Source organism: Chitinophaga solisilvae (assembly GCF_009928525.1).
GTDB classification, from domain to species: Bacteria; Bacteroidota; Bacteroidia; order Chitinophagales; family Chitinophagaceae; genus Chitinophaga; species Chitinophaga solisilvae.
The window spans coordinates 255,786-272,407 of the sequence record NZ_JAABOK010000002.1; the positions used below are offsets into that span (position 1 = coordinate 255,786).

Genomic DNA, 16,622 nt, shown 5'->3' on the forward strand with positions numbered 1-16,622 from the left:
ACGCCGGAGGACTTTTTAGTTTTATACAGTTATATGAAAAAAACCTTAATTAAAATTATTAACCATGTCTTCGTGCTTACTGCACTGGTGCTGATCTCCTGTTCCAAATCAGCTCGTGTAATGCCGGAAGGTACATCCGTACCAACTCCGGTAACGGATACCTTTACCCGGCAGACCCCGGGAATGACGAATCAGTCATTTACCAGAGATGAAAATTCCAACATCACGGATTATCTCCTGTATATCCCGGATGGGTATAATGAAAGACAGGAAAAATGGCCGCTGGTAATATTCCTGCATGGCACCGGCGAGATGGGCACAGATGTGAATAAGGTAAAAGTAACCGGTCTGCCCAAAGCCGTAAAAGGAAAACCTTTTGTAATGGTAGCGCCGCAATGCCGCCGTATCTGGTGGAATGCTGCCGCGCTGGAAGCGTTTTACAAATTCGTGGTAGCCAGGTATCATATAGACCCGAAGAGAATTTATCTCACCGGGTTAAGTATGGGCGGTATTCAGTCATGGGCCTGGGCGGAAGCGAATCCCGAACACTTTGCAGCAGTGATTCCCATTGCGGGCAGAGGCGACACGAAGCAGGTGGATAAAATAAAGACCATGCCCGTCTGGGCTTTCCATGCCGCCAATGACCCTACCGTAAGTGTGGCAGGTTCCCGCGACATGGTAAATGCGCTGAAAGCAATCGGCGGAAATGTAAAATACACCGAGTATCCGGACGGAGGCCATGACTCCTGGACGCGCGCTTATGCTACCGAAGAATTATATACCTGGATGTTACAGCAGCGGAAACCGTAATCATTTGCCGGAAGGCCTGATGTCAATTACTTTTAATTGCAGGGTAGTCTGCCCGTTCCATTCATTTTCATCTATATTAAATACCATATCGAATGGCTGCCTGCCGGTGACTACCGGGAATTTCTCCGCCATATAAAAACCAATGCCGGTAAGGGTAGTATTGGATCTGCCCTGTCTGACAGAAAACCTGATATGTTCTTCTTTCACCAGTTTTGAATAACCGGTATCCGTAAGATTTCTGGCAAGGAAAACAGGCCGGAGGTTTTCCGGGCCAAGTGGTTCAAACTGTTTGAGAATATTATTGAAGGCAGTGGTGATATCGGTAAAAAAAATTTCTGTATCAATAATGATTTCAGGCGTAAGCTGGTCCGGACGTATCGTGCTGGCTACCACTTCCTCAAAGCGCTGCTGGAAGGCGGCTACATTTTCCGGTTTGAGCGTCATGCCGGCCGCGTAAAAATGCCCGCCGTAATTTTCCAGGAGATCCTTGCACTGATGGATGGCTTCGTACACATTGAAGCCCATGACAGACCTGGCGGAGCCGGCCACCTTATCATTGGACTGGGTGAGAATGATGGTGGGGCGGTAATAATATTTATCAATCAGCCTGGAGGCCACGATGCCTACCACGCCTTTATGCCAGTGTGCCTGATACAGCACGGTAGATTTTTTTTCACTGATGCCGGCATCATTCTGTAAAAGTACCAGGGCCTCCTGGGTGATGGTATTGTCGATTTCCTTTCTGTCGAAATTATCCGCATGTAAAACGGCCGCGATGTCAGCGGCTTTTACAACATCGTCTTCAATGAACAGGTTTACGGCTTTCCGCGCATCGTCCATGCGGCCTGCCGCATTAACGCGGGGCGCAATCACAAATACCAGATTGGAGATGGTGAGCTGTTCTTTCAGTTCACTCAGTTGTATGAGGGCCTTGATACCCGGCAGGGGATCTTCATTTACTTTTTTAAGCCCGTGAAAAGCCAGTATCCTGTTTTCGCCGGTCATGGGAACAATGTCGGCCGCGATGCTGGTGGCCACCAGGTCCAGGTAGCGGTTGGCGGCAGATGCCGGCAGTCCTCTCTTCTGGGCGAAGGCGGAAATAAGTTTATATCCGATGCCGCATCCGCTCAGTTCCTTATAAGGGTAAGGGCAGTCGTACTGTTTTGGATTGAGGATAGCCACGGCAGGTGGCAGTTCGGCATCCGGCAGGTGATGATCGCAGATAATAAAATCGATGCCTGCCTCTTTGGCGTGCCGGATATAGGCTACTGATTTAATGCCGCAGTCTAGGGCAATGACAAGGCCGAAGTCATTTTCCTTCGCATAGGCGATACCCTGTTCCGAGATGCCGTAGCCTTCGCGGTAGCGGTGCGGAATATAGAATTCAATGTTATTGTACAGGTTGTGGAGAAAAGCGTACACAGTAGCCACAGCTGTGGTCCCGTCTACATCGTAATCGCCGTAGATCAGTATTTTTTCGTGCCGGAAGAAAGCCAGTTCAATGCGGGAAATGGCTTTGTCCATGTCTTTCATCATCCAGGGATCGTGCAGGTCATCCAGCGACGGGCGGAAGAACTGCCGGGCGGCTTCAAAGGTGTGAACCTGGCGTTGCACCAGCAATCTGCATAACAGCGGATGTACGCGTAGTGAGGCTTGAAGAGATTTTTCCTGATTCGGCTGATATGCTTTTACTGTCCAACGTTTTTGCATTATGTTCAGGTAAGGAGAAACAGATTAAAAATAAAAATGTAACAGAAACCGGTGTAAAATGTAAAAGCAGGGATGCAGCAGATGCATTTTACTTTTACATTTTACATTTATTATTTTACATTTTACTTTTTTTCTTCTAAAAAGCCCTGTCTGTGGTAAACCTGACTAAAGATTCGAGGCCGTTTCTGATATCATTTTCAGGGAAGCGGTTCAGGATAGCGAGTGCTTCATCGCGGTATTGCAGCATTTTTTGTCTGGTATAGTCGATGCCGCCGGAGGCTTTTACCAGCTGGATGACTTCTTCTACGCGGTCTTTCTCCGTGTTATGGTTTTTAACGATGTTGATAATTTTCCGGCGGGTTTCCGGGGAAGCGTGTTCCAGTGTATAGATAAGGGGGAGCGTCATTTTTTTCTCCCGGATATCTATGCCGGTAGGCTTTCCTATTTTGGCGGAGCCGTAATCGAACAGGTCGTCTTTGATCTGGAAGGCAATACCTACCTTTTCGCCGAAGAGACGCATCTGTTCGGTGGTATGGTCATCGGCAGTGGTGCTCCAGGCGCCTGCGGCACAGGCAGAGGCCAGCAGGGAAGCTGTTTTCCTGCGGATGATTTCGAAATAAATATCTTCCTTAATGTTGAGTTTACGGGTTTTTTCAATCTGTAACAGTTCTCCTTCGCTCATTTCCTTAACGGCTTCGGATAATATCTGCAAAGATCTGAAATCATTATTGTTAAGGGACAGCAGCAGCCCTTTGGAGAGCAGATAATCGCCTACGAGAACAGCAATTTTATTTTTCCATAAGGCATTGATAGAGAATAATCCCCGGCGCTGGTTGGCGTCGTCTACCACATCATCGTGCACAAGGGTGGCGGTGTGCAGCAGTTCAACCAGGGCGGCGGCCCGGTAGGTGCCTTCCTGGATATTATCACTGAAAAGCCGGGCAGAAAGCAGTACAAACATGGGTCTGATCTGCTTGCCTTTCCGCTTGACAATGTAATGCATAATGCGGTCCAGTAGCGGTACGTGACTTTTTACTGAATCCGCGAATTTATTTTCAAAATCCTGTAATTCCTTACCTATCAGGTGCTTAATATCGTCCATGTATAAAATAAAAAGGATTGCTAAGCTATGTTTTATATGGGATATTTTAACATTTTGGCCTCTAATTTGTATATGAAGTATAACATTCCTTTAACAAGGATTAAGGTTTATGTTAACAAGCTCCTGACATTACTTTAACCTGGTCCTAAATAAGGTATATAAATAGTTTCGGTTAAGCTCTAATTTTGAGGGACTTATCAATGAAAATAATATTGCAAGAAAAATTTGATTATTCATTTATGATATTTACCTTTGCTAGGTAAAAAACGGGTTATTAGTAAATTTTTAACAGTTTTTAAATAAAACACAATTATGGCAAGCAAAAAGTACTTATTACTGGCAGGCGCTGTGAGTTTACTGGCAGCATCTACTAGTTTTGCACAGGTTCAACCTACCGGCTACGATGCGCTGGATTCTTCCAAAGTGTCGGGCAAGCGGTTGGTACAACAAAATAACTTCCTGAACCACCAGTCTAATTTCCCTGCTAAACCAAGGGATATGTGGGAACTGGGTTTCAGCGGTGGTTTGCACCTGATCAGCGGAACTATTCCTCCTCAACCAGGTTTTGGCGGTGGTATCTCTCTGAGAAAATCACTGGGTCATACCTTCTCCTTAAGAGCTGAGTATATCGGATCTATCGATAAAGGCCAAGACTACAGACTGCGTCCTACTGTTGCCTACAACGGTAACCCATGGGCTAAGACTGCAGCACTGAATGGTGGTATGATTGTACCAAACTACAAATCTCAGAACCATCAGCTGTCATTGGATGTGATCGCTTCCCTGAGCAACATCCTGTTCTACAAAGCAGAACCTAAAGTTAACTGGTACCTGTTAGGTGGTTACTCCATCGTACTGGCAGACGTTGACGTTGACGCACTGGATGCAAACGGTAACGGCTACAACTACTCTGGTATCAACTTCAATGCTAAACGCAGCGATATCAGAAAACAACTGAACAACCTGAGAGATAAGAAGTATGAGCAAAATGCTCCTTCTCAGGGTAACAGGGTTACTATCGGTCGTAAAGATGATAACCAACTGCTCCGTCACGCTCTGGACCTCGGTACCGGCGTAGCGTTCAAAGTATCTAAACGTTTCAACATCGGTATTGAAGAGAAAATCACTATGCCATTCGATGCATGGTTAGATGGTTATTCCAACCCATACGGCGCTTCTAAGGATTTCTATTCTTACACCAGCGTTCGTCTGAACTTCAATCTGGGTAACCCTGCTAAACGCGTACAGCCATTATGGTGGATCAACCCACTGGAATACGCTTACAGCGAGCTGAGCAACCCACGTCACATGAAACTGCCTACTCCTGTTCTGCCTGATGCTGACGGAGACGGTGTTACTGACCAGTTCGACCGCGAGCCTAACACACCAGCAGGCGCTCCTGTTGATGTTCACGGTGTAGCTAAAGATACTGATGGTGATGGTGTTCCTGACTACAAAGACAAACAACTGATCACTCCTACTTACTGCCAGCCAGTTGATGCTGATGGCGTTGGTAAATGCCCGGATCCTGAGTGCTGCAAAAACAGACCAGCCGAGACTTCCTGCGCTAGCCTGGTTCTGCCAAGCGTATCTTTCAAAGGCAGCTCTACTAAAGTAGGTAACGAGCAGGCAGCTATCCTGTCTTCTGTTGCAGCTACCCTGAAAGCTAATCCTTCCTGCAACGTACTGGTTACCGGTCACGCAGGTGCTAAAGGTAAAAAAGGTGGTGTTGACCTGTCCAGCCGCCGCGTTGATTCTGTAATCGACTACCTGGCTGACAAACAAGGAATCGACCGTGGTCGCTTCATCAAACAAAACACTCCTGGTGAGTCCGGTACTGTTGACTTAGCTCCAGCTAACTAATCAATACCTCTCTCATTGAGAAGATAATAAAGTCCTCTCCCGTGCTACTGCCGGGAGAGGATTTTTTTTGCGGGTATAACAGCTGTTACACGTTTTATTGCTGGAATCAATATTTACCCCTAATTTTGATGGCTTTTTTAACCAACTTTTTATTCACGTGGGAATAAACATTAACAGGGTATCCCTGGCAGGTTTAGTAGTAGCGCTGGGCATCATCTACGGCGACATCGGAACCTCTCCGCTCTACGTTTTCAAAGCTATTGTTGGCGGCAACCCCATCAGTGACCTCCTCGTTATCGGAGGTATATCCTGTATCATCTGGACACTGACCCTGCAAACCACCGTTAAATACGTTATTCTTACCCTGCGGGCAGATAATAAAGGAGAAGGAGGTATCTTCTCCCTGTATGCACTGGTACGCCGACATGCCAAATGGACTGTAATATTCGGCATGATCGGAGGCGCCGCCCTCCTCGCAGATGGTATCATCACACCACCCATCACTGTCACCTCCGCCATAGAAGGGCTCCGGACACTGGAAGTATTTAAGGACCTGAGCCAGCTCACCATCGTAAAAATAGTACTGACCATCATCACCGGCCTGTTCATTATGCAACAGTTCGGAACCGTCTCCATCGGACGCATGTTCGGCCCTATTATGGTACTCTGGTTCTCCATGCTCGGTATCCTCGGTATCTCCCATATCGCGGATGACCTCAGCATCTTCAAAGCCTTCAGTCCTCATTATGCTATAGAGTTACTCACTACCTATCCCAAAGGATTCCTGATCCTGGGCGCCGTATTCCTCTGTACTACCGGGGCGGAAGCATTATACTCCGACCTGGGGCACTGCGGTAAGGGAAATATCCGCGTATCCTGGATTTTCGTGAAATCCTGCCTGATACTCAACTACCTCGGCCAGGGCGCATGGCTCCTCACCCAGAAAGGACAGATCATCCCGAAAGATCAGAACCCGTTCTTTACCATCATGCCGGAATGGTTTATCATCTTCGGGGTATTAATTGCTACACTGGCATCCATTATCGCCAGCCAGGCACTCATTTCAGGCTCCTTTACCCTGATCGCGGAAGCTATGAGACTGAACCTCTGGCCTAAAATGAGGGTGAATTATCCGACTGAAATGCGCGGACAACTGTACATCCCCGGCATCAATACCATGCTGTTTGTAGGTTGTGCGGCTATCGTACTGATATTCCAGGAATCATCGCATATGGAGGCGGCTTACGGCCTTTCCATCACTATCTGTATGCTCATGACATCCTGTCTTTTTGCCTTCTATCTCTATACGAAAAGAGTCTGGATAGGCTGGATATTGCTCTATCTTGTCGTTTACTTCTCCATAGAATTCTCCTTCCTCTTTGCCAACCTCGTGAAATTCATGCACGGCGGTTATGTTACTGTCATCGTTGCAGGCGCATTATTCCTGGTCATGATTGTATGGTTTAAATCCAGGAAGATCAAGAACAGGTACGTGGAATTTGTAAGGCTGGAAGATTATCTCCCTATCATACAGGAGCTGAGTAACGATACTTCTATCCCGAAATACGCTACCCACCTGGTTTATATGAGCAGTGCCGATAATCCGAAGGAAATCGAACATAAGATCATCTATTCCATTCTCAATAAAAAGCCCAAACGGGCCGATATTTACTGGTTTGTACACGTTGATGTGGTGGATGAACCTTATCTGAGCGAATATTCTGTGCAAACCATTATTCCCAATGAGGTAATACGGGTGGAATTCCGCCTCGGTTTCAAAGTGGAACAGCGTATCAACCTGATGTTCAGAATGGTGGTGGAAGATATGGTACGTAACAAGGAAGTGAATATTACCAGCCGCTACGAATCACTCAGCAAAAACAATGTGGTAGGTGATTTCCAGTTTATCGTCATGGAAAAATTCCTGTCGCACGACAACGATCTGCCATTATATGAAAGAATGATCATGAAGATGTATTTCTTCCTGAAGAAGATCAGTTTGTCGGAAGAACGGGGCTTCGGGCTGGATTCCAGTTATGTTACCATTGAGAAGTATCCGCTGGTGGTGGCTCCGGTAACAAATCTGCAGCTCCGCCGTATCATACACTGATTTTAGCTATTCAGCATTTATTATTACCCGGGCATTTCATAAGCCGGAAATTTTATAGATATTGAGCATCGATGAAATTTCCGGGGGATGAAATGCCCGGATTGTTAATAGCAAAACAGCTGATTCAGATGGTGAACAAATTTTTTGGCATGCTGGTACTACTGGCATTGCAACAAAACGTATGGGCGCAAAGCATTCCCTCCGCCGATTATCAGGAACTCCCTGATCCACGTCCTGTCAATAAAGCCTCCTGGGACCCGGTGAAAGACTCCCGGCTTCATGCCGCTTTCGGTTCGGTTGATATACGTTATGAAAAACGGAACGCGCCGGATTATAACGCTCTCGCACAAACGTGGCGTACAAAAGCATGGAAAGGGGAACGGGTACATACCCAGGTAGTTATCTGGACTACCAGGCCGCTGACGGCTGTAAACATTATCAACGGGCCGCTGAAAGGCGCCGGTAATGCCAGTATTCCAGCCAGCGCAGTCACAACCGGATTTGTGCGCTATGTCATGACCGACGAACTGAATAAAGACGGCAGCGGCTGCGGCTACCGCAAGCCGGAGAATTTTGACTCCTCACTGGTAGCAGACGGTATTGACATCATCAATAAAAGAGATATTGCGGCCAATACCACCCAGCCGGTATGGCTCAGCATCCAGGTACCTCAAGGCACCCCTGCAGGTCTGTATAAAGGTGCTGTTATAGTAAAGACAGGTAAGGAAACAACCAGTCTGCCTTATGAAATAGAAGTGGTAAACCATACGCTGCCGGCAGCCAAAGACTGGAAATTTCACCTGGATCTGTGGCAAAGTCCGGATGCCGTTGCCCGCATGTATAACGTAAAACCCTGGAGCGCAGCACATTTCGCGGCGATGAAGCCCTATATGAAAATGCTCGCGGATGCCGGACAGAAATGTATTACCACCACCATCATCTATGATCCGTGGAACAGCCAGACAGAAGATGTTTACGGCAGTATGGTGAAATGGACAAAGAAAAAAGATGGCAGCTGGGCTTATGACTACAGCATTTTCGATAAATGGGTGCAGTTCATGACGGATCTGGGTATCAGCAAGGAAATCAACTGCTACAGCATGATTCCCTGGAACCTGAAATTCTATTACTATGATGAAGCCAGCGGAAAGGATACATTGCTGATTGCCAAACCTGGTTCTCCGGAATATACAGCGCACTGGCAGCCCATGCTGGTTGATTTTGTAAAACACCTGAAAGCAAAGGGCTGGTTCAACAAGACTACTATTGCTATGGATGAAAGACCTATGGCAGATATGCAAGAGGCGCTGACGCTGATACGTAAGGCAGACAAGGATTTCAAGGTATCGCTTGCCGGCAGTTATCATGCGCCGATTGAGCCGGAGCTGTATGATTTCTGCGTGGCTTCCAAGGAACCGTTTCCTGACGAAGTGCTGAAAGCGCGTGTAGCCAAAGGGTTACCTACTACTTTTTATACCTGCTGCACAGAAGGGTTCCCGAATACCTTTACCTTTTCACCTTCCGCAGAAGCGGCGTATATGGGGTGGCATGCCGCTGCGAAAGGCTATACCGGTTACCTGCGCTGGGCCTATAACTGCTGGGTAAAGCGCCCGTTGCAGGATTCCCGTTTCCGTGCCTGGGCTGCCGGTGATACTTATTTCGTATATCCGGGACCGAGATCTTCCATCCGTTTCGAAAGGCTGGTAGAAGGTATTCAGGATTATGAGAAGATGCGGATACTGAGCGCAGAGAATACTGCAGGTACAGCTGCTAAGCTGGAAACACTGCTGCAACCGTTTAAAGATATCAATGCGCTGAAAACCATACCGGCGGCAGATTTGCTGAAAGATGCCCGGGCAGTGCTGAACACATTATAAAAGAAAAATCCTCCGGGGAACCGGAGGATTTTCTTTTAACACAACTAAAAAACAATCAAATTTGTCCGAATGGATTATTTATGTTCATCAATCGGGCTTTTTCCCATCTAAAAATGTATTGATAGTGTTTATCTCAGGATGATTATTCTGAGACGGATCTCCACTCACGGTGTAATTGGAGTAGAAATGTTCTGCAGATCCTGCACCGTTGTCCAGCGTTACGTTACGGCGCAGATAAGCCGGTACGTTTTCAATCTCTGCATTATTGTCCATGTTTTTTACGTTGAAGCTGATACTGCGCAGTTTGGCCACTCTTTCGGCCTGTTTGCGTTTTTGTTCTTCCAGCTCTTCGTAGGAGTGCTGCATAGGCACATCCGGCGGCATGGGCGTATTGATTTCTTCTTCTTCCTTGTATACCATTTTCATTTCCGGTGGCGGCGTGTTGCCGGGCTCCACGTAGATATGAGCGGGTCTGTTCAGGTATCCGCCGGCGCTGCTGCCTGATTGTGGCTGAATAACATTCACATTGGGCTGTACGGGCGGCTGCTGCATCTGTTGCTGTTGCTGCATCTGCTGTTGCATTTGCTGCTGTTGCTGCAGTTGTTGCTGCTGCAGCTGCTGCTGATATTGTTGCTCAGGAGTCAGCTGTTGCGGCTGAGGTTGCGGCTGCACCGGTACCTGCTGCACATTGAGTACATAGTTCTGCCGTGCAGGCGCTATAGGCGCCTGTTGCGGAGCAGGTTGCGGTGGCGTGTAGGCCATTACCGGTTCAGGATGTGTGATCACCGGTTCCATGAGGCGTGGCGCCATCAGGTCCTGTGGTTCCTGGAACAGCAGTCCCTGGGACTGTTGCATGTTCATTTTTTTTTCGTCGCCGTCTTTTCCGAGCTGCATGACGATTTTAGGCTCTGTGCGTTCCGGGCTGGAAGGCGTCAGTTTCATCTGCTGGATAGGTTTCTGTTCGAAGCCTGTAGCGATGATGGTAACACCCAGCTTGCGGTCCAGGGTCTGATCGTAGCCTACACCAAGGATCACATCGCAATCCTCGCCGGCCTGGCTTTGTACGTAAGCCTGGATAATATCCATTTCATCCAGTGTATGTTCAAATTCACCTTCAGAAGAGGAGATATTGATAAGGATCCATTTAGCGCCGCGGATATCGTTATCATTCAGCAGCGGAGATGTCAGTGCATCTTCGATGGCGCGCTGCGCACGGTTTTCACCTTCCGCGATGGAAGCGCCGAGGATAGCCACGCCGCCGTTACGCATAACGGTGCAAACATCCGCAAAGTCCACGTTGATCTGACCGGTAGAGTTGATCACATCGGTGATACATTTGGCGGCGGTAGCGAGTACGTTATCCGCTTTTTCGAAGGCGGCCTTGAATTTCAGGTCACCGAATTTCTGTCTTAATTTATCATTGGAGATGATCAGCAGGGTATCTACATACTCTTTCAGGCGTTGAACGCCTTCATCTGCCTGCAGCATTCTTTTCTTTCCTTCATAAGAAAATGGGGTAGTAACAATACCTACGGTCAGGATACCCAGTTCCTTACATATCCGCGCGATGATAGGGGCGCCACCGGTACCGGTACCACCGCCCATGCCGGCAGTTATGAAGGCCATTTTGGTATTAACCTCCAGTATTTTTTTGATTTCTTCAAAGGATTCTTCTGTAGCCTGCTTCCCGATTTCGGGATTGGCGCCGGCTCCCAACCCCTGTGTGAGGTGCGGTCCCAACTGGATTTTGTTGGGCACAGGGCTGTTGGCAATAGCCTGAGCATCGGTATTGCAGATAATAAAATTCACCCCTTCAATGCGCTGGCTATACATATGATTCACCGCATTACTTCCACCGCCACCAATTCCGATGACTTTGATGATAGAAGATTTTTCCTTAGGAAGATCAAAATGTATCATGACTCTATACTTTTATGGGTTAGTACGAATAATTAATAATGAACTGATTAAGAATTAAGTGCGTGTATGCTTTGCCGTTATTATTATGGTTCATATTCCTGTCATTATTAATTATCGTTCTTAATTCTTATATATTAAACGTTTGCTGTTCACAACAATTGTTCCATTTACAGTTTACAGTTTTGCATCTTCTTCTTCTGTAAACATATCAATGATCTTCGTTTTCATTTTATCCAGAAAATTCTTCAGGGAGGCATTCCTTTCTTTTGCTTTCCTGTCCTGGATTTCCTGCGTTGACGGCGTTGCTTCTTCTTCCCATTCTTCCGGTTGGGAGAAAGTTTGTGCGGCCTGTTCTTTTGCCAGATAGCTGGTATTAATTTTTACATAATTTTCTTCGAGCGACTTACGGTCATTCTCATAATCATTGTAACCTTTCAGTATCAGGCCTACGCAGGTAGCATACATGGGTTTGGTCAGCTCATCGTCGAACATACCGCTGGCGAGATGCTCGTTCGGGAAGCCGATGCGAGCGCTGGCGCCGGTTGTGTACTCTGTCAGCTGAATCAGATGCTTGAGTTGGGATCCGCCACCGGTAAGGATTATACCGCCGTTCAGCATTTTATTGTCCATACCGATCTGTTTGAGATGATATACCACGAAATCGAGTATTTCACTCATACGCGCCTGGATGATATGCGCCAGGTTTTTCACGGAAATCTCTTTGGGGCTTTGTCCGCGTAAACCCGGAATAGTAATGTAGGCATTACTTTTCGCTTCATCGGCCAGTGCATAACCGAATTGAACCTTCATCTGTTCAGCCTGTGTTTTCAGTACGCCCAGGCCGTTTTTAATATCGTTGGTAATATTTTCACCGCCGTAAGGAATAACTGCTGTATGTTTCAGTATACCTTCGTAGAACACTGCCAGGTCGGTGGTTCCACCGCCGATGTCCACGATGGCAACGCCGGCTTCGAAGTCCATATCGCACATTACAGCTGCAGCAGAAGCCAGGGGTTGGAGTACCAGGTCACGGATTTTCAGACCGGATTTCTCCACGCTGCGGTTAATGTTGCGGATAGCATTTTTATCACCGGTAATGATATGGAAGTTTGCACCCACCTTCACCCCCGACATACCAATGGGGTAGGTGATATTCTGCAGACTGTCCACAATATATTGCTGTGGGATTACATCAATAATCTGATCGCTGGCAGGGATAACAGTTTTGTACTGATCGTTGATAAGCTGATCAATATCTTTCTGGGATATTTCCGCATCAGTGTCGTTGCGGACGATATCGCCACGGGTCTGCAAACTTTTGATATGGTGCCCTGCGATGCCAACGTACACTTCGTTGATTTCCAGATTGGGGCTGGAGGCATAACAGTTTTCCAGGGCTTGCCTGATAGCTTTGATCGTCTGGTCGATATTCAGCACCATACCGTGCTGCACACCAAACGATGTAGCTTTACCGAATCCCAGGATTTCCAGTTTCCCGTATTCATTCTTCCGTCCTGCAATGGCAGCAATCTTCGTAGTTCCTATGTCGAGGCCTACAATGATGGGAGCTTCCTGATTCATGGCGTTTTTTGTTTTTTTGATGTGTTAACAGATTTATTCCCTGGCTTATACACTGCTTTGGGTTGTTGCTTGGGCGGCGCTGCTGCTTTTTCTTTCTTCACTTTTTTCTCCGGCGCTCTGGCCTTTGCTTTTGCTGCTGCCGGTTTTTTCTCTACCGGTCTGGCAGCGGGCGGAGCTGGTTCCGGTTTTTTTACTTCCGGGGCCTTCTCCGTTGAGTCTTCGCTGTCTGCAATCGGCGGCTCGTCTGCTATAGCCAGTTTCAGGCTATCCTTCGGTATTGGCGGTTGCAGCGGAGCTACTCCATCTTTACGGGTGCACACTACTTCGTTTTCAAATGCGATGTTGATGCGCGTATAATTGTTCCAGCCTACTTTGTTTAAACCTTCCTTGTAAAAAGCCAGCAGTTTGGTGAACTTCTTTTCAATATCATTTCCATCTCCGAATACAATTACCTGATCTCCCATTTTCGGCACGAATTCAAATCTGCGTTCAGGCGTTACCATCAGTTGTTCTACCTGCGCCATCCAGAAGGGATCGTTCAGGATATAACTGCCAAGCGACACGATCTGTGCGGTAAGCAGGCTATCCGGCTGCTGCAGCTTTTCCGCATCCGTAGGGAAGTCTGTGAAAACCGGTACCCTGGCTGCATAGCGCGCGGAAACCGGAATACGTTCTGCCGCTTCATCCAGGTAGTAGCTGTTGCCGGAAAAGGTAAATACCCTGGCTATCGGCTCCCGCTGTGTTACCTTGATATGCAGGTTATGCCTGTTGTCGAAGTACAGCTCTGAATTTTTTACCCACGGATCCTGGTCTACAATGGCTTCCAGTTGTGCGATATTGATTTCGCCTACTGTTTTGCCTATCGGATTCAGGTTTTTATCTTTCGTTATCAGTGATTTTATATCCTTTGATTCTATGAAGAAGTTATCATCTTTTCCTTCGAAGGATACCCGGATGCTTTTGCATTTACCGGCATCCTTATCCTGGTTGGCTGCTGCCAGCAGTACCACAAAACCGGTCAGTGCTGCTCCCCAGAGGAGAAGCGCACCAAGCTTTTTGAATACTGTTCTGGTTTTAGACACGGATGTTAATATTTACGGATTTATGAAATTTTCTGATTTACGGATTTTATTTGCGATAAAATCTTAATTAAGCAAATGGCTGATCGGTTCTTTTAACTGATCGATATCGCCGGCGCCGGCAGTAATCAGGAGCGGAACAGGTGTTTTTTTCAGCCATTCCAGCACTTCTTCTTTCTGCATAATTTTTACAGGTACGGTAATCCGGGCTGCCAGTATCTCGCTGGTGACGCCGGCAATCGGCAGTTCACGGGCGGGATAGATGGGTAATAAAATCACTTCATCTGCCAGCGAAAGACTTGCTGCAAAACCCTCCGCGAAGTCGCGTGTACGGCTGAACAGGTGCGGTTGAAAAATAACCGTGCATTGTCTGCCGGGAAATAGTGCTCTGGCGCTGGTAATCAGTGCCCGCAACTCTTCCGGGTGATGTGCATAATCATCTATATATACCTGATGATCGTTCTTGATCACATATTCAAACCTGCGTTTGATACCTTTGAAACTGGCTACTGCAGCCCTGATTTTATCTGCGCTGATACCTAACAGGTGTGCTACGGTAATGGCTGCTACAACATTTTCCACATTATGCATACCGCCGATCTGCAGGTGCAGGTTATCAATCATCCAGTCCTGCTGCATTACATCAAACTCGTATCCGCCGTTAATCATGCGGATGTTGGCAGCGTAAGCGTTGGCAGCATCGTTCTGTAAACTGTAGAGCAGCTTGTTGTCTGCTTTCAGCTCACTGCCGCGATGCAGGCCGAACCTAGCAATCAGCGTGCCATTGGGCTTGATGTTGTGCGTATACTGAATAAATGCTTCTTCCATGGCTTCCGGCGTACCGTAAATGTCCAGGTGATCTGCATCCATGGCAGTAAGCACAGCTATATCCGGACTTAATTTCAGGAAGGAGCGGTCATATTCATCTGCTTCAATAACGGCAACCTGTTTATCGCTGCTCCAGAAATTTTTGTTGTAGTTCACGCTGATACCGCCCAGGAAAGCGTTACAGCCGTAGCCGCTGTCTGTGAGCAGGTGGGCAATCATGGTAGAAACGGTTGTTTTGCCATGGGTGCCTGCCACTGTAATGGCAAACAGGGTACGGGTAATTTCCTGCAATACATCACTGCGTTTTACCACTTCATAGCCATTATCGCGATACCATTGCAGTTCCGTATGTGTAGCCGGAATGGCCGGCGTATATACGACAAGGTTAGTATCCTTGTCAATAGCATTTACATCATCTGTGTAATGGATTTGCATACCTTCTGCTTCCAGTTGTCTGGTAAGCGGAGTAGCAGTACGGTCGTAGCCGCTCACTTTAACGCCTTTCTCGTTGAAAAAGCGTGCAATGGCACTCATGCCGATACCACCGATGCCGATGAAATAAACCTTATGTATGTTGTTCAAATCCATATATCTCTAATCCCAGATAATCAAATCTCAAATAATCAAATAATCAAATAACCAAATCTCAAATAACCGACAGTACTTCTTTTGCAATCACCATATCGGCGTTGGGATTCCCCAGTTTGCCGATATTTTGTTCCAGTTGTTCCATCAGCGCCCTGTTTTGGAGGAGGCTGAAAAGTACGTTGTCCAGTTGCGTCCTGACTTCGCTGTCGCTGATAATGAGGCCGGCTTTCTTATTCACCAGGCTCATGGCGTTGGAAGTCTGATGATCTTCCGCAGCAAAGGGATAAGGCACGAATATTACCGGTTTCTTTACCACGCAGAGTTCTGCGATGGCGAGGGCGCCGGCGCGGGACAGTACCACATCTGCTGCCTTGTAGGCAAGGTCCATCACGTTGATGAACTGATGCACCTTGATATGCTCAGCATACGGGGCAGCTGCCGCTTTGGCTGTTTCATAAAAGGGCTTGCCGGTCTGCCATATCAGCTGTATATCCTGCTGCACCATTTTTTCCAGCAAAGGCACCAGGGCTTCGTTGATGGATTTGGCGCCGAGGCTTCCGCCAACGGCGAAGATGGTCTGCTTTTCCGGATTCAGCCCGAAATGCTGCATGGCATCTTCCCGGGTGGCGGCAGATTGTGTGATATTGTTTCTCACCGGATTGCCGGTAATAACAATTTTATCTGCCGGAAAAAATTTCTCCATACCATCGTACGCCACACATATCTTCTTCGCTTTTTTACCTAAAATCTTATTCGTTTTGCCGGCAAAGGAATTCTGTTCCTGTATCAGCGTCGGAATATTATTTTTCTGTGCCCTTCTCAGCATGGGGAAGCTGGCATAACCGCCAACACCCACTACAGCATCCGGCTGAAAGTCTGCCAGGATTGCTTTAGCCTGACGCAGGCTTTTCCAGATTTTAAAGGGCAGCAATATATTTTTGAAGATGTTGCTGCGGTTGAACCCTGCAATTTCCAGCCCTTTGATGGGATAGCCTGCTTCGGGTACTTTCTCCATTTCCATTTTACCGATGGCGCCTACAAAGAGGATGTCGGTATCCGGATGGATTTTTTTCAACGCATTGGCAATCGCTATCGCCGGGAAGATATGTCCTCCGGTGCCTCCACCTGCTATGATCACTTTGCGTTGCATGAAT

General features: G+C 47.3%; 11 protein-coding genes. 4 read left to right on the forward strand and 7 right to left on the reverse strand.

The annotated features are described in order from the left end of the window. Positions 1–33: 33 nt before the first annotated feature. Positions 34–810 carry a carboxylesterase family protein gene (locus GWG06_RS03865; RefSeq protein ID WP_202182940.1) on the forward strand — a complete coding sequence of 259 codons (777 nt, stop codon included), beginning with the start codon at positions 34–36 and terminating at the stop codon, positions 808–810. Here the strand turns inward: GWG06_RS03865 and recJ are convergent, their stop codons facing one another. Continuing rightward, the gene (gene recJ / locus GWG06_RS03870) at positions 811–2,520 is read right to left on the reverse strand and encodes a single-stranded-DNA-specific exonuclease RecJ (RefSeq protein WP_160711475.1); all 1,710 of its coding nucleotides are present in this window, start codon (positions 2,518–2,520) and stop codon (positions 811–813) included. A gap of 136 nt (positions 2,521–2,656) precedes the next feature. Then, complete coding sequence (locus tag GWG06_RS03875) at positions 2,657–3,622, reverse strand: polyprenyl synthetase family protein (protein WP_173962813.1); 966 nt, start codon at positions 3,620–3,622, stop codon at positions 2,657–2,659. Between the two features lie 312 nt (positions 3,623–3,934). On the opposite strand from GWG06_RS03875, the gene GWG06_RS03880 reads away from it, so the two are divergent. The 3 genes from GWG06_RS03880 to GWG06_RS03890 all read left to right on the forward strand — a co-directional run bounded on the left by GWG06_RS03880 (position 3,935) and on the right by GWG06_RS03890 (position 9,472). Next, on the forward strand, positions 3,935–5,485 hold the full coding sequence (locus GWG06_RS03880; RefSeq protein ID WP_160711477.1) for an OmpA family protein: 1,551 nt from the start codon (positions 3,935–3,937) through the stop codon (positions 5,483–5,485). Between the two features lie 157 nt (positions 5,486–5,642). Continuing rightward, positions 5,643–7,595, forward strand: coding sequence for a KUP/HAK/KT family potassium transporter (locus GWG06_RS03885; RefSeq protein ID WP_127038067.1), 1,953 nt, complete (start codon positions 5,643–5,645; stop codon positions 7,593–7,595). A gap of 128 nt (positions 7,596–7,723) precedes the next feature. Then, positions 7,724–9,472: a DUF4091 domain-containing protein gene (locus GWG06_RS03890; protein WP_202182941.1), complete on the forward strand. Its 1,749-nt coding sequence runs from the start codon at positions 7,724–7,726 to the stop codon at positions 9,470–9,472. 87 nt (positions 9,473–9,559) lie between these two features. Here GWG06_RS03890 and ftsZ read toward each other — a convergent pair whose 3' ends face one another. The 5 genes from ftsZ to murG all read right to left on the reverse strand — a co-directional run bounded on the left by ftsZ (position 9,560) and on the right by murG (position 16,618). Then, positions 9,560–11,392, reverse strand: a complete 1,833-nt coding sequence (gene ftsZ, locus GWG06_RS03895) for a cell division protein FtsZ (RefSeq protein WP_160711479.1) — start codon at positions 11,390–11,392, stop codon at positions 9,560–9,562. Between the two features lie 174 nt (positions 11,393–11,566). Next, positions 11,567–12,973 (reverse strand): cell division protein FtsA, encoded by a 1,407-nt coding sequence (ftsA, locus tag GWG06_RS03900; RefSeq protein WP_127038071.1) that lies wholly within the window; start codon positions 12,971–12,973, stop codon positions 11,567–11,569. Next, positions 12,970–14,055 (reverse strand): cell division protein FtsQ/DivIB, encoded by a 1,086-nt coding sequence (locus GWG06_RS03905; protein ID WP_160711481.1) that lies wholly within the window; start codon positions 14,053–14,055, stop codon positions 12,970–12,972. Before GWG06_RS03905 ends, ftsA begins: the two co-directional genes overlap by 4 nt. Positions 14,056–14,118: 63 nt before the next feature. Beyond that, positions 14,119–15,468, reverse strand: coding sequence for a UDP-N-acetylmuramate--L-alanine ligase (gene murC, locus GWG06_RS03910; protein ID WP_127038075.1), 1,350 nt, complete (start codon positions 15,466–15,468; stop codon positions 14,119–14,121). Positions 15,469–15,526: 58 nt separating this feature from the next. Further along, the gene (gene murG / locus GWG06_RS03915; RefSeq protein WP_127038077.1) at positions 15,527–16,618 is read right to left on the reverse strand and encodes an undecaprenyldiphospho-muramoylpentapeptide beta-N-acetylglucosaminyltransferase; all 1,092 of its coding nucleotides are present in this window, start codon (positions 16,616–16,618) and stop codon (positions 15,527–15,529) included. Positions 16,619–16,622: the final 4 nt, after the last annotated feature.

Bases quoted from the DNA above. Each gene is read 5' to 3' on its own strand.
- GWG06_RS03865 (WP_202182940.1), top strand. From the start codon at position 34: ATGAAAAAAACCTTAATTAAAATTATTAACCATGTCTTCGTGCTTACT.
- recJ (WP_160711475.1), bottom strand. From the start codon at position 2,520: ATGCAAAAACGTTGGACAGTAAAAGCATATCAGCCGAATCAGGAAAAA.
- GWG06_RS03875 (WP_173962813.1), bottom strand. From the start codon at position 3,622: ATGGACGATATTAAGCACCTGATAGGTAAGGAATTACAGGATTTTGAA.
- GWG06_RS03880 (WP_160711477.1), top strand. From the start codon at position 3,935: ATGGCAAGCAAAAAGTACTTATTACTGGCAGGCGCTGTGAGTTTACTG.
- GWG06_RS03890 (WP_202182941.1), top strand. From the start codon at position 7,724: ATGGTGAACAAATTTTTTGGCATGCTGGTACTACTGGCATTGCAACAA.
- ftsZ (WP_160711479.1), bottom strand. From the start codon at position 11,392: ATGATACATTTTGATCTTCCTAAGGAAAAATCTTCTATCATCAAAGTC.
- ftsA (WP_127038071.1), bottom strand. From the start codon at position 12,973: ATGAATCAGGAAGCTCCCATCATTGTAGGCCTCGACATAGGAACTACG.
- murC (WP_127038075.1), bottom strand. From the start codon at position 15,468: ATGGATTTGAACAACATACATAAGGTTTATTTCATCGGCATCGGTGGT.
- murG (WP_127038077.1), bottom strand. From the start codon at position 16,618: ATGCAACGCAAAGTGATCATAGCAGGTGGAGGCACCGGAGGACATATC.